Here is a 26142-nt window from a genome sequence, read left to right on the forward strand (position 1 = left end):
TCATTCATATCGCCTCCTAAAAAAATGATATCTTCCGCTCAATAAGGGAGACATAGCATGGCCCCTTTATTGTGGAAAGATATTAGGACTATTTTATCACAGATTGGAAGATATATCATGTAAACAGTTACATTTGGGGATGTTTGGAAGAGCTAGAGGCAAGAAGGCGATTCCTGCTTCTGTAAAGTTTCTAACACAGCAGAAATTTCATTCAATGCTTTATGAATGACATTTTGATGCCTTTGTATACCTGAGATGTCATTCATCGGCTTTATGAATGTTCACTGCCCTTCATTTGTTGGAGTGGGATTTTTTTTAAGTGGGGTTCCCTAACCTAAAAATCATCAATGTGCTAAAACATGGGGTCTTGGCCGGAGTATCAACATAAAATGAATAACCATTCATTTTATGTTAGAATAAATAAAACTTGATTGCTGGAAATTTAAAAGGTCGTATTTTGCCTAGTCGTTTGGTGGAAATGGTATACATAAATTTAACGGAGTACAGGGGGGATAGCATGCTGTTTAAGAAGGAATTTGCTCAAAAGACTGTGAAGGGTGTAACAATGGGCAATGGAACGATATCCTTTCAGGGTGTTAAGCTGAATGTTCATAGCTTTTTTATAGATGGTGTGTTGATTGATACCGGAGGCAAATCTTTGGAAAAGTATTTTAAGCCCTTTTTCAAACAGTTCAAGATTGATAAGGCCGTCATCACACATCATCACGAAGACCATACAGGTTGCGCGGCCTTCCTGCAAGATAATCTTCAACTTCCACTTTACATGGATGGCAGCAAGATTGAAGCCTGCATGAAGCATCCGGAATATCCGCTTTACCGCCAATTGTTTTGGGGAAAGCGCAAGCCCTTTCGTGCGGAGCCTATTGGTGAAGCATTTCAATCTTCACATGCAACGTGGAAGGTTATACATACTCCTGGGCATGCAATTGATCATCTTTGCTTTTTGAATGAAGAAACAGGACAGTTATTTACTGGAGACCTTTATTGCCAGAAAAGGACAAAGGTTATTTTACGTGAGGAAAATATCCCTGAGATTATTGAATCATTAGCTAAAATTTTAACCTTTGATTTTTCAGACGTGTTCTGCTGCCATGCAGGCTATCTTCAAAATGGGCGGGCGGCCTTGCAGAGGAAATTCGATTATTTGGTTAACCTGCAGGGAACAGTTTTAAAGCTCTATAAAGAAGGGAAAACCCCCGAGGAAATTAACAAACTATTGTTACCGAAACGGTATCCTATCATGTATTTTTCTAGAGGAGAATGGAACTCCATTCATATTGTACATTCTATTCTTAATCAGCAAGCAGGGATCCTGGTTTAATGGGAGCGGGGACAATTGGGAGTTTTGTTTTGTTATAGTAAAAGAAGAAAGAGGGTTAACTTCCATGTTAAATCAGAAAAGAATCAGGGATTTTGGAGTTACAATCGGTACCATGGAGCCCGGGCGTCATAATGCAATCACGGATGTCGCCGGGGTGAGAGTAGGGCATGTAACTTTGAGCGATAAAGACATGCAGACAGGTGTCACCGCTATTTTGCCTCATCCTGGGAATATGTTTAAAGAGAAGCTAATTGCCTCCAGTCATGTGATTAATGGGTTTGGAAAAACAATCGGCACAATTCAGATAGCGGAGCTTGGAACGCTGGAGACGCCAATTATCCTCACGAATACACTAAGTGTAGGAACCGCCGCGGACTCATTGATTGACTATATGCTGGAAGGGAACCCTGAAATCGGCAGGACGACAGGGACGGTGAACTCGGTAGTTGCTGAATGCAATGATATGTTCCTGAATGATATAAGAGCAAAGTTTGTAAAGCGAGAGCATATTATTCAAGCTCTGGAGAATGCTTCTGCGGAATTCGAGGAAGGTGCAGCAGGGGCGGGAAGGGGAATGCTTTGCTATTCGATGAAGGGTGGAATTGGATCCGCTTCGAGACTTATTGAATTAGGTCATGGTACATATACCCTGGGAGTGCTCGTATTGACGAATTTTGGGAGGATGGGTGACTTTCAGGTAAATGGCAAACGGGTTGGCCGAGAGTTGGAGAAGGCGATGGAAAGCTGCAGCGATATGGAAGATAAGGGCTCCGTCATTGTGGTCGTTGCAACTGATCTTCCTGTTTCCGAGAGACAATTAAACAGGGTATTAAAAAGAGCTGTCACTGGGCTCGCCCGAACCGGGTCAATTATTACAACAGGAAGCGGCGAAATTATATTCGGATTTTCAACGGCAACAAAGATTCCACACGAAAAGCCAGAAAGCAACCTTACGATACCAGTAATTCATGAGGACGATATGGATTTCGCCTTCAGGGCTGTTGGCGAAGCAACAGAGGAAGCAGTCTTGAATTCCTTGATTACAGCCGAACAGGTTGTAGGAAGAGATGGCAATACGAGACCGGCATTAAAAAACTTGCTCGAGAAGTATTCGATTGTCTTAGGATAAGAAAATGCTCGAGCCTTTCAGAAACCTCCATTTATAGAAGGAAATTGTAGCGGTTATCCTGAATAGTATATAGGTGTTGTATTTTTAATAGGAGGGGATGTGGCGGTATGGGAAGAATGGTTCATTTTGAGATTCATGTAAGTGATATGGAGCGTGCCATGAAGTTTTATGGAGAGGTATTCGGCTGGTCGTTTCAGGATTGGAGCGAGTATGCAGGCATGCCTTACTTTGGGGCGGTAACGGGGGATAAAAATGAACCTGGAATCGATGGAGCCTTGATGAAGCGTCATGGTGCTCCGCCAGAACCAGGACAAGCGCTAAACGGTTTTGCTTGTACAATGGGAGTAGCCGACTACGATGAAACAGAAGTGAAAATTCTTGAAAATGGCGGCCAGGTTGCATTGCCTAAGTATGCATTGCCTGGGATGGCATGGCAAGGATACTATTTAGATCCTGAAGGAAATATTTTCGGGATTCACCAACCTGATGAAAATGCAAAATAGGTGATAATGAATTGTGAAAGAGAGGCAATTTCCTTGGGAGGTTGCCCTCATTTTTTAAAAGAATCAACTTAATGGAAATAGTATGACAGTTAAACGAATTCAGGTTAATACGGGATAGATGCTAGGCTTCCGATGCAATGGATGTCCTTTTTATTTTTGCTTCTAAAAGGCAGGGAGTGCTATGTTTGAGTTAGTAGACTAGTATACAAATACAATTAAAGAGGGGGATTCAATGAGTGCAATCAAAGTAGGTGTCATTGGAATCGGCAATATGGGCAGTATTTATGTTAAGATGCTGGACAAAGGCCAAATTCAGGGAGCTGAGCTGGCGGCTGTTTGCAGCCGGAATGACAGCCGGATTGAATGGGTCAAAGCCAATACAAGTGGAGATGTGAAAATCTTTAAGGACCAGGATTCCTTTTTTGAGAGTTCGGGAATCGATGCTGTCCTTATTGTGACTCCGCATTACAGCCATCCTGACCTGGCAAAAAAAGCTTTTGCAGCAGGGATTCATGTTCTCGTTGAAAAACCTGCGGGTGTTTTTACAAAAAATGTTCTGGAAATGAATGAGGCTGCAAAGGCTTCAGGAAAAGTATTCAGCATCATGTATAACCAAAGGGCAAATCCCCTTTATCAAAAAATTCGCGAGTTGGTTCACACAGGTGAGCTGGGGAAAGTAAAGCGGACGAACTGGATTATTACTGATTCTTACCGGCCGCAAAGCTATTATGATTCAGGTACATGGCGTGCCACCTGGAAGGGCGAAGGCGGTGGAGCCCTCTTGAACCAGGTATTGCATCAATTGGATATTTGGCAGTGGACGACAGGGTTGATGCCAAAAGCAATTCGGGCAGTATGCGGTGAAGGCAAGTATCATGATATTGAAGTCGAAGATGATGTGACTGCTTTTGTAGAATATGAAAATGGGGCGACCGGTGTCATTATTGCTTCAACAGGCGAAGCCCCGGGCACGAATCGGTATGAAATCGTCGGTGACATGGGAAAAATCGTTGCCGAAAATGATAGGCTTATTTTCTACAAACTTGCTCAATCTGAACGTGAATTCAATGCTTCGTTCAAAGGAGGATTCGGGTTTCCGGAGTATGAGGAGTTCGTTATTCCTGTAGCAAGCGACAACGGCAATCATGCCTTCATTATCCAGAACTGGATCGATGCTATTGTAAAAGGCACCCCCTTGCTTGCGCCTGGCGAAGAGGGACTGTACGCTCTGGATATTACAAATGCGATTTACCTATCCTCTTGGCTGAACGAACCAGTCAGCTTGCCAGTTGACCCGGACCTATACTTTGAAACATTGCAGAAGAAAATTAACAGTTCCACGTTTGAGAAAAAGAATGTAACGAGCCAGACGCTTGACGTAAAAGGTACGTATTAGAGAGGAGCAGGACAAATGATCAGAGTTGTCTGTAAGCAGAAGCTTAAACCTGAAGCGAATCTTGAGGAGTACTTAGGGCTGGCCAGGGAAGTTGTCGCAGAAACCCGGAAAGAAAAGGGCTGCATTATGTATACCTATCATCAAGCCATCCATGATCCTCTTATTCTTGCGACAATCGAGGAGTGGGAGGACGAAGAATCTCTCGACCTGCATAATCAAAGCGACCATATCAAGAGAATCGTTCCTCAGCTAAGAGGCATGCGCGAAAGTACCGAAATCAACATTTATAAGGAAGTATAGGAGCAATGCACACTTAGTACAATCATGCAGCATGATAAAAGGATGCGAATAAGAGTCTTCTTTCGGGCTCTTTTTCACATCCTTTTTCTTTTATAAGTTTGTGTATTTTGCACTAATCCAGCCGTACTTTCCTTTTGCGTATTCGATTTTAAGCCAATATTGTCTTTGAGAATTTAAAACAACCTCTTTAACTGTAAACACCTTATTTTTCTTTACTTGGCCTACTACCTTGTAATTTTTAGAAGCGCCAGAACGGACATTTAAAACGCTTGCAGTTACTTTTACTGAAGTGGGTTTGATTTCAATTACTGGCTTCTTTTTCGGGTCCAGCCATTTCAATATATTCAGCATGTCGCCTTCGCTCACAGCGATACAACCGAGCGTATGCTTTGTCGAACTTGACTTGATATGAAGAAAAATTGCACTGCCAGCCTCTTTTACAATCGGATTTTCATTGTATCGGATCACGACAGAGTACTTATATAAGGGATGATTTAATTTCTCATAGGAATTCCATCTTTTATCCGGGTTTCCTGTATAATGCACCCATTTGTTGTAATCCTTTGATTTAACATCATCAATCCAATAGTCATACTTAGATACCGCTTTAAAAGGATAGTTCATTCCAGCAGGTTTTTTGCCCCATCCAAAAGACGTCCCCAATAAATACGTCCCGGCAGGTGTTTTCCCATCGCCTTCCTTCAATTTTCCAATACCATATTTCCCCACTACTGCTTTAATGGGTGTTGAGTATTTCACCCATTTGCCATTTTTCTTAACATACCTTTGCAGAGTAGCCGATGTGCTCCTTGGGGATGCTTCAACTACAATTAATTGACCTGCTTCGGTTTTCAATGCTGTCGTCTTTGAAGCAGCTTGTGCGGAATTCGGGCCAGTAAAACTAATTACTAAAATAACTGCCAGGAAAACCAAAGCTAATTTTTTTCTGGTTTTTGAGCGATCATTCAATATTATCTCCACCCGTTGAATAGTCCTAATATTTTTAATATTAATATATATTTTAAAAGTTGTAAAAGATAACCTGCATTGGTCTATTCGAAACTACAAGCCTCATTCTTATTAGGTTTTCCTCTTTTGAAATGAAAGTTTTAGGTTACATTAAAGAACGCTATCAATATCCTTTGCAAGTGAAAGCTTCGAGTTAAACACAGGGAACTTTGCGCCTTCCACTCCAACTAAAGCTTTATAAATCAACACTTTCTTATTTCACGTAGTAATTTAAAAACAGACCATTATTTACTAGTTTTCCACTGTTATAATAGCATAATATTTAAATTTTCCTACTATTTGTGATATAATATTCAAAGTTTAATTGAAATAACTGAAACAGAAAAGGTGTGGCAATAGGACGCGCCGGCTTGCTGTGAGACAAAGGCAGGAGCGCCTACATCCTTTCTGCAAACTTAGGGGAGAAGGATGGTAGAAATGAGTAACGGACAAGTGAAGTCAGACGTTATTTTAATTGGTGCCGGAATCATGAGTGCGACTTTAGGAACAATGCTGAAAGAATTAGCACCAGATTGGAAGATTAGAGTTTTTGAGAAGCTTGATAGTGCAGGGGAAGAAAGTTCGAACGAATGGAATAATGCAGGCACCGGGCATGCAGCGCTATGCGAGCTTAACTATACCGTCGAAAAGCCGGACGGTTCAATAGATATTGGTAAAGCGATTAAAATCAATGAACAGTTTAGTGTTTCCAAACAATTTTGGTCTTATCTTGTAAATAAAAATTTAATCCATAATCCTCAGGCCTTTATTAGGCAATTGCCTCATATGAGTTTCGTCAAAGGCGAGAAGGATGTATCATTTTTAAAAAAGCGGTTTAAAGCGCTCTCAGACAATCCGCTTTTTCAGGGAATGGAGTATACAGAAGATCCAGATATACTAGAGAAGTGGATTCCGCTTATGATGGAAGGCCGCCGCTCGGACGAGCCAATTGCCGCAACAAAGATTGACTCTGGAACAGATGTCAATTTTGGGGCGTTAACACGGATTCTTTTTGACCACTTAAAAAGACAGCATGTTGATATTCACTATAATCATAACGTTAACGATATAAAACGGACAAGTGATGGATTGTGGCAATTAAAGATACAAAATCATGAAAGCGGTACCGTGGAACATCATACCGCAAAATTTGTGTTTATCGGTGCCGGAGGCGGGAGCCTGCCATTGCTGCAAAAAACAGGTATTCCGGAGAGCAAGAATGTTGGAGGTTTCCCGGTAAGCGGGCTATTCCTCGTCTGCAAAAATCCTGAAGTGATTGCCGAGCACCATGCAAAGGTATATGGAAAAGCTGCGGTTGGGGCACCTCCTATGTCTGTCCCGCATCTTGATACACGGTTTATTAATAATAAAAAATCGCTGCTATTCGGGCCTTTTGCCGGCTTCTCTCCAAAATTTTTGAAGACCGGTTCGATGCTCGATTTTCCAGGCTCTATCAAGCCGAGTAACTTCATGACGATGATCGCAGCTGGAGCGAAAAATATTCCCTTAACAAAATATCTGATTCAGCAGCTTATGCTGTCCAAGGAACAACGCATTGAAGAACTGAGAGGATTTATTCCTAATGCAAAAAGTGAAGATTGGGACATTGTTGTTGCAGGCCAGCGTGTCCAAGTAATCAAGGATACAGAAGCGGGCGGTAAAGGAACACTTCAATTTGGTACGGAAGTTATCAGTGCTGCTGATGGGTCCGTTGCCGCCTTGCTCGGTGCTTCTCCTGGTGCTTCAACTGCTGTCAACGTCATGCTTGAGGTAATGGAAAAATGCTTCCCGCAGCATATGTTTGAGTGGGCGCCAAAAATAAGAGAAATGATTCCTTCATTTGGAGAGCCGCTGGTAAATAGGCCGGAGCTTATCCGGGAAATCGAGGCGTCAACAGCTCAGGCGCTTGGCCTTGATGAAAACAATAAGTCACAAGTTGCTAGAGTAAGCATGTTATAGATGAACATAGTTAACGGGCATCCGGTAGAGGATGCCCGTTCTTATTGTCTTTGGAAAGTCTACTTCTGACCTTGAGTCATTTGATCCATTACCCAGCTGGCCTGGGAGCCGGTTTCTCCAGTGCTGGGACATACTTGGCCCTCTCCTGTCAGTTCTTTGACAACTGTTTCGACAAGTGGCTGGTGAACGTGTTGCGGCGGCTCAAAGTCCCACTGTTCGCTTCCGGTTGCTGTCGTTAATACAACTGGTTCAGTGCCAAACGTAGAAAAAGTGATTTTCCCTTTGCTGCCAATAATTTCGTTCACATCTTTATTTTCAAAAGCTGTAAAGCACCAGCTTCCAACACCGTGAACTCCTGATTCAAAGCGGTATGTACCCGTAACGATATCCTCCGCCTTATAATAGCCTGCCTGGTTTGAGGAAAAGCCATGTACTTCCTCGATAGGGCCTAGCAAGAAGTTCAATAGGTCGATTGTGTGGCTGGCAAGGTCGAAAAACAATCCGCCTCCTGATACTTCGGACTGCACCCTCCATGGGAGTTTGGATGGATCCTTCACATCCTCCGAGGGAATTTGATGCTGGGTAGTCGAAACAAATCGAATGTCACCTATTTCACCATTTTCCAACAGCTTTTTTATTTTTAAAAAGCGGGGCTGGGCTCTGCGGTAGTAGGCGACATACAATGGAACGCCAGCTGTCTTGCAAGCGTCAATCATTTCCTTGCATTCAGAAAAATTAAGTGCCATTGGTTTCTCGACATACACTGGCTTCCCTGCCTTTGCCGCTTTCAATGTATATTCCTTATGGGAGCCAGGAGGTGTCGCAATATAGACCGCATCAACCTCGGGATCGTTAAGTAAAGCATCAGCATCATCGTACCACTTGGGGACATTGTGCCTTTTTGCATAATCCTTGGCGAGCTCCCCGGTTCTCCGCATAACTGCAACCAACTCTGAATTCTTTACTTTCTGGAATGCAGGGCCGCTTTTTACTTCGGTAACATTTCCGCACCCAATAATTCCCCAGCGGACTTTTTCAAATTTCACTCCAAGCTTCCCCCTTAGATGATTCATTTTCGTGAAAAAGAGATTTGCTATTGATTATACAGGAAGTAAAATTGAGTTTCATATAAAGAATGGCCAAGTGTAAGAGAAAACAAAAAACCTGATATTTTACCCCCTTAATCAATAGTGGCCTGTTCGAACTCTTTTAATATCATCTTACAAACGGGGTAATTAAATGAAGGTACTAACAAGAGGCGCCATTCCAATGATACTAGCAGGAGCTGTTACGTTTTCTGCCACTAACATATTATTATTTAGCGATACTGCTCAAGAAGTAGTAAAAGGAAGGGCGATTGCTTTTTCTGAAGGGCTTAAAAAAATCGATACATTTAGCCAGAAACCAAAACTGGAAAAAACTCAGGCTTCAACAACTAATACAAAAAAGAATCAAACAAAGCCTGACCAGGAAAAAGCTACTTCGCCACAGGTCACCTCGGCAAAGAATACAAAAACAGCTGAAAAACTAAAGCCAACCCTAAAAAGCAGTCCTGAGGCTAACTCTTCCAGCGTCAAATCGGCAGCAACTAAAATAACTGTCTCAAAACCCACGGCCACAAGTACGACGAGTGCAACGACTAAGCCTGCAGCCGCAAGTGCAAAGAGTCCAACTGTTAAAACCGAGCCAGCAACTACTAAAAGTACGGCGACGAAGCCAGCCACATCCACGCAACCTAAACCTATTAGCGCACCTGCATCAAAGCCTGTTGCTGCACCCCAGCCAACTGAACCCAATCCGAATGCATCAGAAAAAGCTACAACTAACCGAGGAAAAGAGGTCTCTCAGACCGCAAAAGCGAAAGCTGAGGAAAAACGAAAGCTAGCCGAGAACAAAGGGAAGCAAATGTAATTCAATAAAGAGAAGGATCATCTCAAAATGGGATGGTCCTTCTTTATGAACGGCTGCTTTAATGGAAGACCATTAAAAAGGCCTTCCCCAATTGGGAAAGGCATGGTTTAGAAGCTAGTCGAATTGTCATTCACAATAGTGGTTTCCTGTGTTGCATTTCCTTTTCGTTTCAATTTGCCCCAGCCTACGGTTACTCCCTTTATTGCTGAGAATACGGACTTTATCACTACATATGTCATAAGCTGCTTGTACAGGATCCGCTGCAGGAACAGGGAAACGAGCGGCCTTGGATTTTCTTTTTCCAAACTAAAGGCATAAAGAGCAGAAAAGAAATCCAGCAGGTAAAACAGAACAAACCCGATGACGGCTCTCTCAGGGTGCGGCGTAAAGAGTGCAAAAATGAATAAAAGATCCGCAATTGGCGCTATGATTTGATAGAAGTACTGGAAAATCCACATGTTTGGAAGAGCGATATAACCTAACGAGTTATGCTTTGTATTAAACAGCGCATCCCGGTGCTTCCAGAGGCATTGCAATGTACCATAAACCCAGCGGTATCGCTGCTTTGCCAGACTTTTAATATCTTCAGGAACTTCTGTGTAGGCATATGCCTTTTCTTCGAACTCAATCTTTTTCCCATTGCGCAAAAGGGTAAGGGTAAGATCAGTATCCTCTGCAAGTGTATCTTCTTTAAAGTAGCCTGCTTCTACAACAGCAGATTTTCTCCATGCACCAATTGCACCTGGTACAACCGTGATGCAATTGAGGGCAGCAAAAGCCCGCCTTTCCAGATTGAAGCCAGTAACATATTCAATGTGCTGCCATTTTGTAAGCAGGTTCCCTTTATTACCGACTTTTACATTTCCTGAAACGGCGGCAACCTCTTCATTGCTAAAATGGCGGACAAGCAGAGAAATGGCATTTTCAGCTATCAATGTATCAGCATCAAGGGCTACGACAATTTCTCCCTGGGCCTCTTTAAAGCCTAGGTTCACAGCAGATGACTTTCCTCCGTTTTCCTTGTTGAATAATCGGACGAGCGGGTTGTTTGCATACGTTTCTTGAACGACAGCCGCGGTACGGTCCTTAGAGCCATCATTGATTACTAACACCTCAAAGTGTGGATATACGCTTGCCAGTATTGAATTTATTGTTTTGCAAATGACCTTCTCCTCGTTGTAGGCTGCAATGACAACACTAACATTCGGTGTGAAATCAGGGTCTGGCACAGTCTCTCTAACTCTTTTAATCTGTTTTCTTGAAAGGAAAACGAACAGGATTAGCCTTAGGATTCCTAACAGAATGGCTGAATAAAATAGAATACTAAGACCTTTATCCCAGCCTTGCATAATGGTGAATACTGCCTTGTTATAGACAAGGTAAGGATTGCTCTCATCGACAGGCGGCATTATTTCTTCTTTGGTTTTACCAATTAACTCACCAACCGTGGTGAACGTATATCCGCGTTCCGTAAGCTCCTTAATGACTAATGGCAGGGCCTCAACCGTACTGGACCGGTCGCCGCCGGCGTCGTGCATTAAAATCACATTTCCTTCCGGAAGTTGTTTTAGTACATCCTTGACGATTTCGGTTGAGGATAGTGTTCTCCAATCATCGGAATCTATGGATTCGCTAACCATCGTATATCCTAGTTTCTGGGCTTCCAGGGCCGCATGTTGTTCGCCCTTTTTCGTTAGCACTGTATCGGCATCATACGTCGGCCGGAAAATGGTCATCGAATGGCCAGTAATTTGTTGAATCAATCGCTGAGTCGCATTTAATTCCATTTTCATTTGAAATGGAGAGAGGTTAGTTACATCAGGATGTGTAAATGTGTGATTGCCAATCTCATGGCCTTCCTCATGCATCCTTTTCACAATCTCTTGATGCTGCAGGGCGTTTTCCCCAACAATAAAAAAGGTTCCTTTAATATTATTCTTTTCTAAGATGTCCAGGATTTGTGGTGTATACGCTGGGTCAGGGCCGTCATCAAAGGAAAGAACAACTTTCTTTGAAGCGGGCTTGCCATATTGAGCCACCTGGAATGGCTTTGGCAGCTTGGCGTATTTCACTGAATCAATTAAGCCGTTTCCATTCAGCTTGATTGTTCGTTTCCCTGTCTCAGCTTTAGAAACCTTTATAACCTCCCCGGCTCCTGTTACAATATCTGGCTCATTGGAGGCCAAAGTATTCAAAGCAGCGGAAGGGTTTTGAATTTCATCGGGCTTATTTATGAAATCCCAGATGGCAGGGTCCTCAGAACCAAGGCGCCAAAGTGCGATTCCTCTTGAACCGCTATCGATTGCCAGCTTCATTTGATTGTAATATGTCGCAGCGTCGAGGAACCAAACTGTATGATTTTTCCCATCTTGCTTATAGCGGAGATAAGGATTTCCGGCCACGCTGCTCCAATGGACTTTTAGATCGGACGTGCTTCCCAGCTTCATAATTTCGCTGAATGTAATCGGCTCTGCGGGCTGTTTTGCATTTTCCTCCCAGTTATAGCCGTAGTTTCCCAGACTGACAATCAATTTTTCAGAAGGAATCTCGAGTTGGCTCAGGCTCTCCTTTGCCCAATTCGATGGGGAAATTGGACCAGGAGCACTTATGGAATGGTGCCGGTCATAAAGCATTACGAACACTCGGTCAGAACTCTTTGCGAGAGCAGGGTAGTTAAAGCTGGGATTGTTCGGCGGGACATCAACTGTGACCATAAGGCCATGTTCATGAAAGGCTTTATACAATTTGTCCATAAACTGGCTAAACTGCCCTTTATCCTTAGGATGGACTTCCTCAAAATCTATATTAATTCCGTCAAATTCATTTCTTTGCACATATCGCAACATGCTTTTAATAAAATCTTCTTCTGCACCTGGAACGGTAAATAGACGGTGCAATGTATCGCCATCCCACTTATTATCTACAACATTATTAACAAGAGGGAGGATTTTGATATTATTTGCCTTTGCCTCTTTGATAATCGACTTGTCAATGCTTGTTTTCAGCCGGAGCTCGGAAGTAAGCTGGAGCCACTCCGGTATCAGGGTTGTAATTGAGTCTTTTTGTTTCTGAAAAGACAATTTACTGTTTTCGTCCCAGTCGACGTAAAATGCGTAAACTTCTTGTTTTCTTGAAAGTTGCTTTTGAGTCAGTTTGCCTAAACTTTCTGAAGCAACAGGAGCTTTTGTGTTAGCAAGCTGAGATGCAAGGTCCTTCTCGCTTAGCTTTGCATTGATCGACTCGATTTCACTTTTTTCTGTCACATTGCTATCCAGGTTTAACTTCGGAAACACCGGATTTTTCGCCAGACTTTCTATAAAAATAGTGGATATAAAAACAACTAATAAAATGAAGCCTACACCCATTCGCTTAATAATCGACCAGCGCCTCTTTGCGGGGTCAAGAAAAATAGAATCCTGATTTTCCTTCGATGTTTTCAACCCCAAATTATAAAACCAATGGAAGAAATAGTAGGTGATAAGCCCAACGAAGCCTCCAACTATCCCTGAGGCAGCCGCAGGGGAAGCTTCGAATCTAGCTTTGAGATCTGAAATTACCTGAATATCTTCAAATAACGGGAGATCCAATAAAGGCAATTGGCGGATGTGCGGTACAAAAAAGGTAATCAATGTTCCAAGAAACAAGGCGATGAAATTAAGGCGAAACACTAGGGATACGGCTAACAATAAGGCTAATAGCGGTATATTGAAACGATCTAATGGTAAAAAGGCGAGAAAAAAACCAAGTGTACTTGCAACTGCCCCGGCACTGCCAGTCACAGGTGCAAATAAGGACCTGATAATCCACCTAAAAATTCGATCCACTTAATCTCCTCCTCTTAGGTGTAATTCGTTTACTAGTTTGATAAATTAAAATGGCCAACAAGAAAAGCGCAAGCGCCTTTGTGATAGGTAAAACCGATGATTAGTCTTTCGTTGTGGAGCTAGACAGGTCTCAAAAGATAAATTTAGGTTTAAAGGTTGTGCTTTTGGGGGTAATCCTTATTGTTTTTACTGGAAATTAAGGGATGTTTAGAAGGTTTACTTTATTTTAGCCATTTTCTCCAAGGGGATAAGTTTTATGGTAAAATAATTCCAATATTACGAAAATGGGATGGAGATAGTATGCAGGGAACATTACCGTTAATTAAAACAAAATTGGTAGTTCCGGCTCAGCAAGAGCAATGGGTCAGACGAGCTGCTGTTTCGATGAAATTGAAAGCGGTTACCAACAAACCCTTGACCATTGTCCAGGCTGGCGCTGGATATGGCAAAAGCTCTGCGCTGGTCATGTATGTAAAGGATGAAAAGCAAGATTGCTGCTGGTATACCATTTCCTCCTCCGATGACGATATTCTTCCTTTTATATCCTATTTAATTGCTTCCATACGGACGAATTACACTGAGTTTGGCCTCGAATTGGCAACCTATATTAAAACGATGGACCGCTATATACGGGACGAAGAGCTTGGCATGCTATGTTCCATTTTTATAAATGAAGTTGTGGCCATCGCTGAACCGATTATTTTGATTATCGATGATTTTCACTCTGTTGAACATTCTTACCACATCAATGTCTGGATGGAGATGCTGCTCGAGCATATCCCCGCCAATCTCCACCTGGTGCTTTCGACAAGGACAAGGCCTGGCTGGAAAATCCTTGCGAAACTGAGGGCGGTAAATCAACTAAACGAGGTTACAAAGGCTGATCTTGTTTTTGGGAAAGAGGAAATCGATCTTTTATTAAGCGATTCTTACGAAGTGGAGTTTTCCGACGAGGAATTAGAACAGCTATTTGCCATCACCGAGGGCTGGGTCATCGCGATCGGGATGATTGCCCAGCAGCTTCCCTCTTTGCAGAGCTTGAACGACCTGTTTGTCCAGCCTTCAAAGTCCCTTGAAGATTTGTTTCACTACCTGGTTCATGAAGTCTTTTCAAAGCAGCCGCCGATGATTCAGCAATTCCTGGAGCAAACTTCTATTTTTGAGGAAATCAGTACTGATGTATGTGATTATGTTCTGGGAATGAATGGCTCGCAGGCAATGCTTCAGCAACTGACCGCAAAAAATTTGTTCATTCATCAGATCGGCGAGGGCCAATACAGATATCATGCACTGTTCCGCGAATTTCTCGAGGAACGGCTGATTCTTAATCAACCCAGCCTTCATCGCCAGCTGATGCTGAACAGTGCCCGCTTTTACGAGAGGAACCGGCAGTGGGAAGAGGCTTTGTATTGCTATCAAAAAATTGGACAGTATGACGCGGCTGCCGGAATAATGAACGAACAGGGCATACAGCTTTTGGAAAATGGAAAGTTGGAAAGTTTACATGACCGTCTAACAAGGATTCCCCAATCCGAAAAAATCAGGTATCCCCGCCTCCTGTTCCTTGAAGGAGAGGTAAATCGGTTTCGTTCCAACTACGAGCAGGCGGAGGGGTTATATGATCAGGCAATTGAAACAGCCGGGAAGCAGGGAGATCTTGAATGGAAGTGCAAGGCGCTTGAAGGGAAGGCGAAAATCTACCTCGATACGATCCAGCCATTAAAGGCGGAGCGGCTGCTGGCCCAGGCGATTGAGCTTCGGGAAAAATCACTTTTATCCGGCTCGGCAGAAGATACAGGCAGGCTGTATCGGCTTCTGGCCGAAAATTTGATTAACAACGGACAGGCATTGAAAGCAGAAAAGTGGCTGGAGCGGGCCAGGGCAATGGGAACACCGGTTGAGGATGACAATCTCCAGGCAAGACTTTATCTCCGGACAGGGCGGTTTGCGGAAATGCGAAGGGTGTTAACTTCTTCTATACAGGCTGCTGATTCTTTGAAAAAGTCGGCACTGCCGCAATCTCATCGTGAAACAGATTTACTTTTGGCCTTACTTGAAGCCTTTACTGGAAACGGTACCGAAGCGAAAGCTCTTGCACAGTCGGGAATCCAGCATGGAATCCAGGTACAGGCTCCGTATGTAGAAGGCTGTGGCTGGATCCGAATGGGCCATGCCGTCCAGCTGATCGACCAGTATGAACTTAAGCTTGCCGAACAGTGCTATCAGACTGCACTTGAAATTATGGGACGCTTGAATGTGGAAAGAGGCAAGGCAGAGCCTTTGATGGGCCTTTGTGTTCTGTATGGAAGCCGCCGCGAATACGAACGTGCTAAGGAATCAGGAAGACTTGCGCTAGTTGAAACAGAGAAAGTCCAAGATATTTGGCTATCCGCACTGATCACCATTTGCATGGGAATTTCCGCGAACTACAACAACAAAGAGCAAGAGGCAAACGAGTTTTTTCAAAAGGCGGAAGGGCTATTTTCCGAATGCGGGGACGACTATGGAAAAATGCTCGCTTCGTTCTGGCAGTCTTATCTTTCCTATACAGCTGGAGCTATGGAGCAGTTTAAGTCATTCTTCGCCGAGTTTCTGGGATTGATGAAAACTGGCGAATATGAATTCTTCGTTAAAAAAAGGACAACATTTGGTCCGCGTGATATGCAGGTTTTTGCACCAATGCTGATCGAGGCGGTTAAAGAGGCTGTCATGCCTTCATACGCTGAAAAGTTACTAGAGGATTTGAATCTGCCGCGGCTAAGTGCGCATCCAGGCTATACGGTAAGAGTGCAGACACTGGGCCGATTCAAAGTTTGGCTTGGCAGCAGGGAGATTGAGGAGCGTGATTGGCAAAGGGGAAAGGCAAAGGAATTATTCCAGCTGTTATTAACCAAGAAAAAGCAATTCCTTTTAAAAGAGGATATTTTTCAATTGCTATGGCCTGAACAGCCGGAAAAGAATGCAGACCGCGACTTCAAAGTGGCGCTAAACGCACTGAGCAATGTTTTGGAGCCCGCAAGGAAAGCACGGTCAGCTTCATTTTTTATCATCAGGGAAGGAAGCGGCTATAGCATCAACCCGCATGCTGCAATTGAGCTTGATTGCGAGTCTTTTGAGGAAATGGCCGAGACTGGCTTGGTTGAAACAAATCTTGAGAAATCAATTGAGCTTTTGGAGAGGGCCCTTCAGTACTACCAAGGCGATTTTCTGCCAGAGAAACGGTATGAAGACTGGTGCATCAATGAACGTGAGCGTCTGATGGTCTACTTTTTGCGAAGTGCTGAAAAACTCGCTCAACTGAATGTCAGAAAAGAACACTATGATGCTGCAATCCACTGGTGCCAGCGAATTATCGAAAAAGACCGTACCTGGGAGGAAGCATACAGGCTGCTGATGTTCTGTTATTACCGGAAAAACAATCGGCCTCAAGCAATCAAATGGTATAAAAAATGCTGTGAAATCCTTGAGGAAGAACTTGGAGTCACCCCGCTTGAACCGACCAGGCATATGTATGAAATGATTATACAGTCCAGGGGATAAGGAATAAAGCAAGGATAATGAATGACAACTTGGGCCTCCGGACAAGGCAAAATGTCATTCATAAAGGCGATGAATGACAACTCGGGGTTCCGAACGAGGCAAAGTGTCATTCATAAAGGCGATGAATGACAGTTCGGGGTTCCGAACGAGGCAAAGTGTCATTCATAAAGGCGATGAATGACAGTTCGGGGTTCCGAACGAGGCAAAGTGTTATTCATAAAGGCAATGAATGACAGTTCGGGGTTCCGAACGAGGCAAAGTGTCATTCATAAAGGCGATGAATGACAACTCGGGGTTCCGAACGAGGCAAAGTGTCATTCATAAAGGCGATGAATGACAACTCGGGCTTCCGAACAAGGCAAAGTGTCATTCATAAAGGCAATGAATGACAACTCGGGCTTCCGAACAAGGCAAAGTGTCATTCATAAAAACAATCAATGACAGTTCATTTTCCAAACGAAGCAAATCGTTATTTAGATAAAGGTTAACCAAAATCGTGGTCAGTGAAGCACATTTTTCACTTGACCGCAGACTCCTTGATGAACACCCGAAAATGTTCAAGAACATTTAATCATGTATATCAATACGAATTTTTCTAAAATCTCCCTTAGCGTCAGGGGGATTTTTTGTCCTGATGTAACTCATTTGTAACTTGCTCCTTTTAAGATGAACTCACAGCTTGAAGCGCTTTTATTAAACATTTTAAAGGGGGCAGGAAAAGTGAAATCAACAAAACGGAGTATCGCACTAATGTTTACTCTCATTATGGTTCTTTTATTCACGAGTGCATGTGGTGATGAAGAGGCCGGCGGATCCACAAATAAAGGTGGAGACAAAAAGAATACCAAACCAATCAAAATCGGTGTCCTGGCATCACAGACTGGCGGGCTTGAAGCGTATGGCAAGCAGACACTGCGCGGATTTGAACTCGGCCTTGCTTACGCAACTGATGGGAAAAATGAAGTTGCCGGAAGAAAGATTCAATTTATTGTAGAAGATACGGAAACAAAACCGGAAGTGGCTGTCCAAAAAGCTACGAAGTTACTGGAAGAAGACGAGGTTGACTTCCTGGTCGGTTCCTCCAGCTCCGGAGATACACTCGCTGTCCTTCCTCTAGCTGAAGAATATGAAAAAATCATGATCGTTGAGCCAGCTGCCGCGGACAGTATCACTGGTGAAGAATTCAATAAATACATTTTCCGCACCGCGCGTAACTCGTCTCAGGACGCAGTTGCGGGTGCAGCTGCAATTGCGAAAAAGGGAACTAAAATTGCGACACTTGCTCCTGACTATTCGTTTGGACGTGATGGGGTAGCCGCATTTAAAGAAGCTGCAGAAAAGCTTGGCGCGGAAATCATCCATGAGGAATACGCGGATCCAGCAGCAACTGACTTTACGTCAAATATTCAAAAAATCATTGACCAAAAGCCTGAGTACCTGTTTGTTGTATGGGCCGGCGCAAACTCCCCATGGAACCAGATTGCCGATATGAAGGTTCAGGAAAAAGGAATCAAAATCTCTACAGGTGCCCCTGATATTGCGGCGCTTGCAACGATGGAGCCGCTAGTCGGCATGGAAGGCTTCACTGTTTACTACCACGACCTTCCGCAAAACGATATTAACAAATGGCTTGTTGACGAGCATAAGAAGAAATTCAATGGAGAAGTACCTGACCTGTTCACTCCTGGCGGTATGTCTGCGGCTATCGCGATTGTTGAAGCTATTAAGAAAACTGATGGTAACACGGACACTGATAAATTAATCGAAACAATGGAAGGCATGAGCTTTGAATCTCCAAAAGGCAAGATGACATTCAGGAAAGAAGATCACCAGGCCCTTCAATCCCTATACGCCATTAAGCTTGAGAAGAAGCCTGGCGTCGATTATCCAGTACCAGTCCTGATCAGGGAACTGACTCCTGAAGAGACTGCTCCGCCAATCCGAGTCAAGTAGTAATGTAGCTAGACAAGTAATCGAAATAATGAACTTCGGTCACTTAACCGAAGTTCATTGTTCTTTTCAAAATTAGCACAGGTGGTGAACACATTTGACAGCAATTCTAGAAACAAAGGATTTAACCATTACATTCGGCGGCCACACGGCAGTCGATTCTGTAAATATTTCCGTTCCGGAGAACCATTTCAAGTCAATCATCGGACCGAATGGTGCCGGGAAAACGACGTTCTTTAACCTGCTGAGCGGACAGCTGCTCCCAACCCGGGGCCAGGTCTTCTACAAGGGGAATGAAATCACAAAATTTTCCCCAACCAAAAGGACGCGGGCAGGTATCGGGCGCTCCTTCCAAATTACCAATGTCTTCCCGAATCTGACCGTCATTGAAAATGTGCGTCTTGCCTGCCAATCACAGGCTGGCATCCGATATCAAATGCTAAGGCATTTCCAGTCGTATAAAAAACTTGAAGAAGAAGCAACCGAGTGGCTTAGGCTCGTCCTGCTTGAGGAAAAGAAGGATGCCTTGGCCAGCAATCTGGCGCACGGGGAAAAACGCAAGCTTGAAATTGCCATGCTGCTTGCTTTAAACACAGAAGTACTCCTTTTAGATGAACCGACAGCCGGCATGTCACTTGAAGAGGTTCCCGCAATTCTTGAGGTCATCAAGAAAATTAAGCAGCGTGGCGATCGAACGATTATCCTTATTGAGCACAAAATGGATATGATTATGGATTTATCTGATACGATCATGGTCCTCTTCAACGGCACGCTGCTGGCGGATGGAACCCCAGAGGAAATTATGAAAAATGAGACTGTCCAGTCTGCTTATTTGGGAGGTTTGCATAGTGAGCACGCTGCTAAAGCTTGATGGGATTGAAACTTATATTGGCCAGTACCATATTCTTCAGGGTGTTTCGTTTGAGGTGCCGAAGGGTGAGGTAACGGTTTTGCTCGGCCGGAATGGGGCAGGCAAGACGACAACCCTAAGGACCATCATGGGCCTTAACCCTGCTACAAAAGGAACTATTCTCTTTAAGGACGAGGATATAAAGGCACTGCCTCCATATTCAATTGCCAACAAGGGCATCGGGTATGTCCCCGAGGACCAGGGTATTTTTGCAGGGCTGACTGTCGAGGAAAATATTAAAGTTGCGATAAAAAAGGATAATGAGATTACGCAAAAGCGGCTAAGCTATATTCTTGATCTTTTCCCAGACCTTAAGAAATTTTGGAAAAAGCCTGGGGGACTCTTAAGCGGCGGCCAAAAGCAAATGCTGTCGATCGCCAGGGCCTATGTCAACGATAACGAGCTGCTTCTAATTGACGAGCCGAGCAAGGGGCTTGCGCCAATCGTTGTTGAAAAAGTGATGGATTCAATCCAACAGATGAAGGAAACAACAACGATCATCCTCGTCGAACAAAATTTTATGATGGCGAGCACCATTGGAGACAGCTTCTACATCGTTGATGATGGCCGGACAGTCTCGAGCGGTCCGATGAATGTCCTCAGGGAAGACGAGGAAATGAGACGGAAGTTTCTTGGGATTGCTTAGAAAGTATGAATCTGCAAGTAATATACACTACCAAACAAGGCGGTGGAGCAGGGCGATGGTAAACAGCGGATAGTCTAGCTGTCCTTGATTGTTTTTCAAACAGGAAATATATCCTTACTCATTGCATGCTCCGCCCCTTTTCCACATGGAAAGGGGAGATAGACTTGGAACTTTTAATAAACTTAAGCCTTAACGGCCTTGCTACAGGGATGCTGATTTTTCTTTTAGCAGCAGGTCTTACCTTGATATTCGGACTGATGGATGTCCTGAATTTTGCCCATGGAGGACTGTTTGCCTGGGGTGCCTTCAGCGGCATAGCCGTTTACAACAAAACCGGCAGTTTTCTTTTGGGAATCGTGGCCGCCATCATAACCGGGATGATTCTCGGAATCCTGACAGAACGCTGGATTATTAAGCCTGTTTACGGCAACCATATCCAGCAAATTCTCATTACACTTGGCTTAATGTTGGTCCTTTCCGAAATGCTTAAAGTCTTTTGGGGACCAAACCAAATCTCGGCAAAAACACCTGGCTTTTTAGCAGGAAGCTGGGAGATTGGCGATGTTCTTATCATTAAATACCGCGCGTTTATTATTTTTGTAGGCCTGCTGGTATTCTTGTTTGTTCAATTTCTTCTTAAGAGGACGAAAATCGGTCTTGTTGTCCGGGCGGGAGTAATGAACAAGGAAATGGTTCAGGCGCTCGGAATCAACATTCAGAAGGTGTTCATGTTCGTGTTTATGATTGGGGCCGGGATGGCAGCTCTCGGCGGGATGCTTCTCGGGCCTTATTCCGGAGTCATTTACGCCGAGATGGGGATGGAGTTTGCAATCCTTGCTTTCATCGTTGTTGTCATCGGAGGGATGGGCAGTATTTCAGGCTCCGCAATGGCCGCGATTCTTGTTGGCCTGTCAGGTTCCTTCATGGCCTATTATGTGCCGGATTTGGCGCTGGCAGCAAATATGATGTTGATGGTAGTAGTACTAGTCTTCAGGCCGCAGGGCTTGTTCGGGGCAAAGGGGTGAGCGGAGCATGACACGATTATTTTCAAGCAAGTTAACACTACTTTACGTGCTGGTTGCTGCCTTTCTGGCCATTCTGCCGTTTGTCTATGATTCAAGGAGTCTGTTAATCCTCCTTTCACAAGTGTTTATCTTTGCAATCTTTGCGATGAGCTACGATATTCTCCTCGGCTATACGGGAATTGTTTCGTTTGGACACGCAATGTTCTTTGGAATAGGAGCGTATACGGTTGGTGTCTTCATGAAACAGTTCGAGCCCGAGACGAATTATTTCCTGCTCGCGGTTCTTGTGACAATTCTTTTGACAGGGGTTGTCAGCTACTTTGTCGGTCTGCTGACATTGAGGCTGAAGAGCCATTTTTACGCAATGCTGACAATGGCATTTGCCGGGCTGTTCCTCGTCCTTGCTGAAAAATGGCGCACGATTACGTATGGCAATGATGGCTTTACGTTCAGGGTGCCGGATTTCCTAAAGGACAGGACAGATTTTTACCTGATTTGCCTGGCTTCCATGGTTGTAGTGTTCATGCTGCTGCAGCGGTTCACTAATTCCCCGCTTGGGAAAGTGCTTCTTGCGATCCGGGAAAATGAGCAGCGTACCGAATCGCTCGGATACAGCGTCCTGCAGTATAAAGTCATTGCCAGCGTAGTCTCTGGTATCCTGGCTGGTATTTCAGGTATACTTTATGCCGTTTCATTGCGATTTGTAAATACAAGTGTATTCGCCATGGATGTTACGCTTGATGCGTTGATGATGACAATTATCGGCGGTGTTGGGACACTTGTTGGTGCCATAATCGGCGCGGGAATCATTGAATTTTCCCATCACTGGCTTGTTGAACTTGCTAAGGTGCACGTCATCTTCGAGCGCTGGATCATTTTTTTCGGAATTATTTATATCCTTGCGGTTATGTTCTTTCCGAAAGGTATCGTAGGCTCATTGCGCAGTCTGAACTTGAAGCGTAAAAAGAAGAAAACTGCTGTCCCTGTGAAACCAGAAGCGATCAGCCAGGGAGATTCCTGATGAAAACCAAACAAGTCGCCTCGTTTGTTTTGCGGTTCCAACTGACTGATATAGAACTGGAAAGCGGCAGGAAATACTGGCGTGTCAAAGTTACCCACGTCCAGGAAGACAAGGAATTGCTATTCGAGTCAGTTGACTCGGCAATGGAGTTTATTAAGGAAGTTGTCGGAGAATCATAGTTTTGCTGGAGCGCACAGGATGCGCTCTATTTTTTTGGAGGAGAGTTCCAAGTTCAATTTCTGTCACTAGTGATAATTGCCTATGTCAGTGTGGATTTGATGGTGGGAATTCACTATTTAGAGTTTAGCCCCTACCTGACAGTCACTAACCCCTGCACGGCAGTAGCTATTTTTATAAAATAATTAGCTAGTGAAAAGGTGTGACAGTTCACTAGTTTGGATGCTTTGAATTAGTTAGAAGTCACTATTCCATAGTAATAAAGGATATGACACCTGTCTGGCAGGTGCTAGTCCCTGCACGGCAGTAACTATATCGATAAAATTTTCACTAGTGAAAAAGTGTGGGTTTTGAGTATGTAAAAGTGCCAGCTTGCTTCAAGACTTAACATTAGGAGAGTAAACCGACCCATCCAATTCGTCATACTTCTAAGTTGGCCCCGATGTAACTACCTTGTAACTATCTTCTTCTAAAATGAATGCAAGATGAAGGGGAAAAGGAGAGATTGCTGTGAGGTGCGAGCTTGACTGGCTTGATACGAGAGCGAAACTGACACCGTCGGCAGCTGCGGTTGCTGATGCTGAAACAGATAGATCGTGGAGCTTTGAACAAATTAATAACAGGGCTAAGGCGCTAGCCTGTTGGCTTTCGGAGCAAGGGGTTCAGAAAGGGGACAGGGTCGCGCTGCTTGCACCAAATGACATCAGTTACTTCGATTTGTTGTTTGCCTGCGGAAAAATTGGTGCTATTTTCGTCCCACTTAACTGGCGGCTGGCAGTGAACGAGCTTACCTTCATTATTGGGGATTGCACACCCAAGTTGCTCGGCTTTCATTCCAATTTTGCCAAACAGGTATCTCAGCTTTGGAACGAACTTGACCTAAGCATCTGCATTGATGGCACCCACTATGAGGAAATAATTGAACGCTATATAGCTAAACTAGCTCAAACTGCTGGCGAGGATGCGGCAATCGATGACGAAGATCCACTGGCGATGATTTATACAGGCGGCACGACGGGATACCCAAAAGGGGCAGTTCTTTCGCATAGGGCGGTGCTCTGGAATGGGATTTCGACAATCGTCAGCTGGAATCTGACCAATGAGGACAAAACGGTTACGTACCTGCCGATGTTCCATACCGGCGGGCTCAATGCGTTAACGATTCCGATTTTGATGGCTGGCGGAACGGTCGCGATTGCGAGTGAGTTTTCGCCTGAAAAAGCGATCAGGAATCTTGTCAAGTATCGCTGCACGATTGTCTTGTTTGTGCCGACGATGTATCATTTGCTGGTAAAATCAGAGCTGTTCCAGGAAACGGAATTCCATGATATGAATATATTCCTGTCAGGAGGCGCGCCTTGTCCCCTTGAAATCTATGAAGCTTTCGCACAAAAAGGGAAGCAATTTAAAGAGGGTTACGGGCTGACGGAAGCAGGTCCTAACAATTTTTATATTGACCCGGCTGATGCGCAAAGGAAGAGAGGTTCGGTTGGCAAGCCGATGATGTACCACTCTGTAAAGATTGTCGATGAGCTTGGCGCGGAAGCCGGACGGGGAATGGTCGGGGAACTGGTAATCCAGGGGAGACATGCTTTTTCCTTCTATTGGGGGAATGAACAGGCAACAAAGGATACTCTACGAGATGGATGGCTGTATACTGGGGACCTCGCCCGGCGGGATGAAGACGGTTATTATTATATCGTTGGCCGGAAAAAAGATATGATTATTACGGGCGGGGAAAAGGTATATCCGCTTGAGGTTGAGCATTGGCTTTGCGAACATCCGGAAGTTCAAGAAGCCGCTGTAGTAGGAGCTCCTGATCAAAAGTGGGGTGAAGCTGTGACTGCCTTTGTTGTCCTCAGAGAAGGTAGCGTGCTGACGGAGGATGACATCAAACAATTTTGCAGGCAGGAGCTGGGCGGTTACAAGGTACCGAAGAAAATCTATCTTGTTGAAGAAATGCCAAAAACGCACGTCGGAAAAATCAGCAAGGTAAAGCTCAAAGACATGGCATCAGAGCATAAAAACGAAAAGCCAGTGACATAGGAAGCGGTAAAAGCAGGGGACGATACCCTGCTTCTTTTTTCGTCGTGAATTGTCGTATTTTCATTAATCAAACGTTTGATTAAATTTGCACGAAGCCTTTTATATCATGGCTTCTATCGGTAGGGATGTTTCGACAATCCCTAAAGGTTAGCAAGTGCTTTTATCCCCTGAACCCCAAAATAAACTCCGAAACCGACTAGTGACAACCCCGATATAACCGAAATCGCTACGAGGGTATTCGCATTCAGAAATCTCCTCGATCCACTCGCCAGTGTGGCAACAAAAATATCCCATAGGCAAAGGCCAAGGAAAATCATCGAACTGTAAATAAGCAATTTTTCAGTACCGTAGGATGAAGCAGTTTTCGCGAGAACTGAGCCATAAATGCCAAGCCAAAACAAAATGGACATCGGGCTCGAAATGGAAATCAGGAATCCGGAAAAGAAGCACTTGAAAATCGATTCCTTCGCCCGCCTTTGCTCAAGCTTCAAACTCGATGCGCTAATCATGCTTTCTATCCCTGAATAGATGAGAACAAAGCCGCCAAATAGCCAAAGAAAAACTTGAACATAAGGATAGTCAAGGAAACGGACAAGGCCAAGGTAAACTGTCAGCATGAAGGCCGCGTCCGCCATCATTGAGCCAGTACCGACTGCCCAGGCATGCCAAAATCCATTCTTAAGGCCTTTATCGATACGCGCCGAGTTGACTGGGCCGATCGGGGCAGCCAGCGTGAGCCCCAGAATAATGTAACTTAGATATACATTCAGAACCATCACCACACCTGAAAGGACTTGTACATTTTATGCATGTCCATAGGCAGATAATCCAATTTTTCGAGGGAGTTTCCGGGTTTTCCTTTTGTTGCTCGCGAATTACATGTAAAATGCATATAGCAAACCACAAGGGGAATAGCTGAAGTATATAGGAGGGTCACTGATGGAGAACAATGATATTTTAATTCGTCTGAGATATGCACTGGATATAAAAAACACTGATATGGTTAAGATATTCCAACTTGGCGGCATCGACGTTACAAAGGAAGAGGTTTTGAAGATACTCACAAAGTCAAACGTGGAAGAGCCCGAGCTTGATCAGCAATTGAGGATCAATAACAGCAAGCTTGAATCGTTTCTGGATGGCTTGATTATTTTCAAAAGAGGAAGGCAGGAGCCGAAATCCGGGCAGCCCGATAATCCTCCGCCTCCTAAAGTCAATGAAAGCATCAATAATGTCCTGCTGAAAAAAGTGAAAATTGCCCTTTCGCTGACAAGTGAAGACATGATCGAGATATTTGATAATGCTGGCATTGCCATCACAAAAGGGGAGTTAAGTGCATTGCTCAGGAAAAAGGGCCACAAGAACTATAAAGAATGCGGTGACAAATTCGCGCGGAACTTCCTCAAAGGCTTAGCGGTAATGTATAGAGATTAAGAAGCAGGAGTGAGTTCCCTG

General features: G+C 44.1%; 20 protein-coding genes. 16 read left to right on the forward strand and 4 right to left on the reverse strand.

What is annotated here, in order from left to right; all coding sequences use genetic code 11:
- The first annotated feature begins 517 nt into the window (after positions 1-517).
- The 5 genes from TY16_RS08335 to TY16_RS08355 all read left to right on the forward strand — a co-directional run bounded on the left by TY16_RS08335 (position 518) and on the right by TY16_RS08355 (position 4670).
- Positions 518-1342 (forward strand): MBL fold metallo-hydrolase, encoded by an 825-nt coding sequence (locus TY16_RS08335; RefSeq protein ID WP_043931400.1) that lies wholly within the window; start codon positions 518-520, stop codon positions 1340-1342.
- Positions 1343-1406: 64 nt separating this feature from the next.
- Positions 1407-2471 (forward strand): DmpA family aminopeptidase, encoded by a 1065-nt coding sequence (locus tag TY16_RS08340; protein ID WP_043931402.1) that lies wholly within the window; start codon positions 1407-1409, stop codon positions 2469-2471.
- A gap of 107 nt (positions 2472-2578) precedes the next feature.
- The gene (locus tag TY16_RS08345) at positions 2579-2974 is read left to right on the forward strand and encodes a VOC family protein (RefSeq protein ID WP_043931403.1); all 396 of its coding nucleotides are present in this window, start codon (positions 2579-2581) and stop codon (positions 2972-2974) included.
- A gap of 232 nt (positions 2975-3206) precedes the next feature.
- Positions 3207-4370, forward strand: coding sequence for a Gfo/Idh/MocA family protein (locus TY16_RS08350; RefSeq protein WP_043931404.1), 1164 nt, complete (start codon positions 3207-3209; stop codon positions 4368-4370).
- Between the two features lie 15 nt (positions 4371-4385).
- The gene (locus tag TY16_RS08355; protein ID WP_043931406.1) at positions 4386-4670 is read left to right on the forward strand and encodes a putative quinol monooxygenase; all 285 of its coding nucleotides are present in this window, start codon (positions 4386-4388) and stop codon (positions 4668-4670) included.
- Positions 4671-4760: 90 nt separating this feature from the next.
- Here TY16_RS08355 and TY16_RS25645 read toward each other — a convergent pair whose 3' ends face one another.
- Positions 4761-5639, reverse strand: coding sequence for an SH3 domain-containing protein (locus TY16_RS25645; RefSeq protein ID WP_081772929.1), 879 nt, complete (start codon positions 5637-5639; stop codon positions 4761-4763).
- 477 nt (positions 5640-6116) lie between these two features.
- Between TY16_RS25645 and TY16_RS08365 the strand changes: the two genes are divergently transcribed.
- Positions 6117-7637 (forward strand): malate:quinone oxidoreductase, encoded by a 1521-nt coding sequence (locus TY16_RS08365; protein ID WP_043934603.1) that lies wholly within the window; start codon positions 6117-6119, stop codon positions 7635-7637.
- A gap of 59 nt (positions 7638-7696) precedes the next feature.
- On the opposite strand, the gene TY16_RS08370 is transcribed toward TY16_RS08365, so the two are convergent.
- The gene (locus TY16_RS08370) at positions 7697-8683 is read right to left on the reverse strand and encodes a Gfo/Idh/MocA family protein (RefSeq protein WP_081772930.1); all 987 of its coding nucleotides are present in this window, start codon (positions 8681-8683) and stop codon (positions 7697-7699) included.
- Positions 8684-8876: 193 nt separating this feature from the next.
- On the opposite strand from TY16_RS08370, the gene TY16_RS25150 reads away from it, so the two are divergent.
- A complete protein-coding gene (locus tag TY16_RS25150; protein ID WP_052342653.1) occupies positions 8877-9548 on the forward strand; it encodes a hypothetical protein in 672 nt (223 codons plus the stop codon).
- Between the two features lie 107 nt (positions 9549-9655).
- On the opposite strand, the gene TY16_RS08380 is transcribed toward TY16_RS25150, so the two are convergent.
- Positions 9656-13027 (reverse strand): polysaccharide deacetylase family protein, encoded by a 3372-nt coding sequence (locus tag TY16_RS08380; protein WP_442853248.1) that lies wholly within the window; start codon positions 13025-13027, stop codon positions 9656-9658.
- A gap of 645 nt (positions 13028-13672) precedes the next feature.
- Here TY16_RS08380 and TY16_RS08385 point away from each other — a divergent pair.
- The 8 genes from TY16_RS08385 (at position 13673) to TY16_RS08420 (ending at position 24687) form a co-directional block, all read left to right on the forward strand.
- Positions 13673-16912 (forward strand): BTAD domain-containing putative transcriptional regulator, encoded by a 3240-nt coding sequence (locus tag TY16_RS08385; RefSeq protein WP_043934606.1) that lies wholly within the window; start codon positions 13673-13675, stop codon positions 16910-16912.
- A 750-nt stretch (positions 16913-17662) separates the two neighbouring features.
- Positions 17663-18865, forward strand: coding sequence for a substrate-binding domain-containing protein (locus TY16_RS08390; protein ID WP_043934607.1), 1203 nt, complete (start codon positions 17663-17665; stop codon positions 18863-18865).
- Positions 18866-18959: 94 nt separating this feature from the next.
- Complete coding sequence (locus TY16_RS08395; protein WP_043931409.1) at positions 18960-19733, forward strand: ABC transporter ATP-binding protein; 774 nt, start codon at positions 18960-18962, stop codon at positions 19731-19733.
- Positions 19711-20418 (forward strand): ABC transporter ATP-binding protein, encoded by a 708-nt coding sequence (locus TY16_RS08400; RefSeq protein WP_043931410.1) that lies wholly within the window; start codon positions 19711-19713, stop codon positions 20416-20418. The genes TY16_RS08395 and TY16_RS08400 overlap by 23 nt, the downstream gene beginning before the upstream one ends.
- Before the next feature lie 164 nt (positions 20419-20582).
- The gene (locus TY16_RS08405; RefSeq protein WP_043931412.1) at positions 20583-21443 is read left to right on the forward strand and encodes a branched-chain amino acid ABC transporter permease; all 861 of its coding nucleotides are present in this window, start codon (positions 20583-20585) and stop codon (positions 21441-21443) included.
- A 7-nt stretch (positions 21444-21450) separates the two neighbouring features.
- Positions 21451-22464 carry a branched-chain amino acid ABC transporter permease gene (locus TY16_RS08410; protein ID WP_043931414.1) on the forward strand — a complete coding sequence of 338 codons (1014 nt, stop codon included), beginning with the start codon at positions 21451-21453 and terminating at the stop codon, positions 22462-22464.
- Positions 22464-22643, forward strand: coding sequence for a hypothetical protein (locus TY16_RS08415; RefSeq protein ID WP_043931415.1), 180 nt, complete (start codon positions 22464-22466; stop codon positions 22641-22643). The genes TY16_RS08410 and TY16_RS08415 overlap by 1 nt, the downstream gene beginning before the upstream one ends.
- A 508-nt stretch (positions 22644-23151) precedes the next feature.
- Positions 23152-24687, forward strand: a complete 1536-nt coding sequence (locus TY16_RS08420; protein ID WP_043931416.1) for an acyl-CoA synthetase — start codon at positions 23152-23154, stop codon at positions 24685-24687.
- A gap of 140 nt (positions 24688-24827) precedes the next feature.
- On the opposite strand, the gene TY16_RS08425 is transcribed toward TY16_RS08420, so the two are convergent.
- Positions 24828-25463: a LysE family transporter gene (locus TY16_RS08425; protein ID WP_043931418.1), complete on the reverse strand. Its 636-nt coding sequence runs from the start codon at positions 25461-25463 to the stop codon at positions 24828-24830.
- A 163-nt stretch (positions 25464-25626) separates the two neighbouring features.
- On the opposite strand from TY16_RS08425, the gene TY16_RS08430 reads away from it, so the two are divergent.
- A complete protein-coding gene (locus TY16_RS08430; RefSeq protein ID WP_043931419.1) occupies positions 25627-26121 on the forward strand; it encodes a DUF1456 family protein in 495 nt (164 codons plus the stop codon).
- Positions 26122-26142: the final 21 nt, after the last annotated feature.

This window comes from Bacillus sp. EB01, from assembly GCF_000613125.1.
GTDB lineage: Bacteria > Bacillota > Bacilli > Bacillales > Cytobacillaceae > Bacillus_D.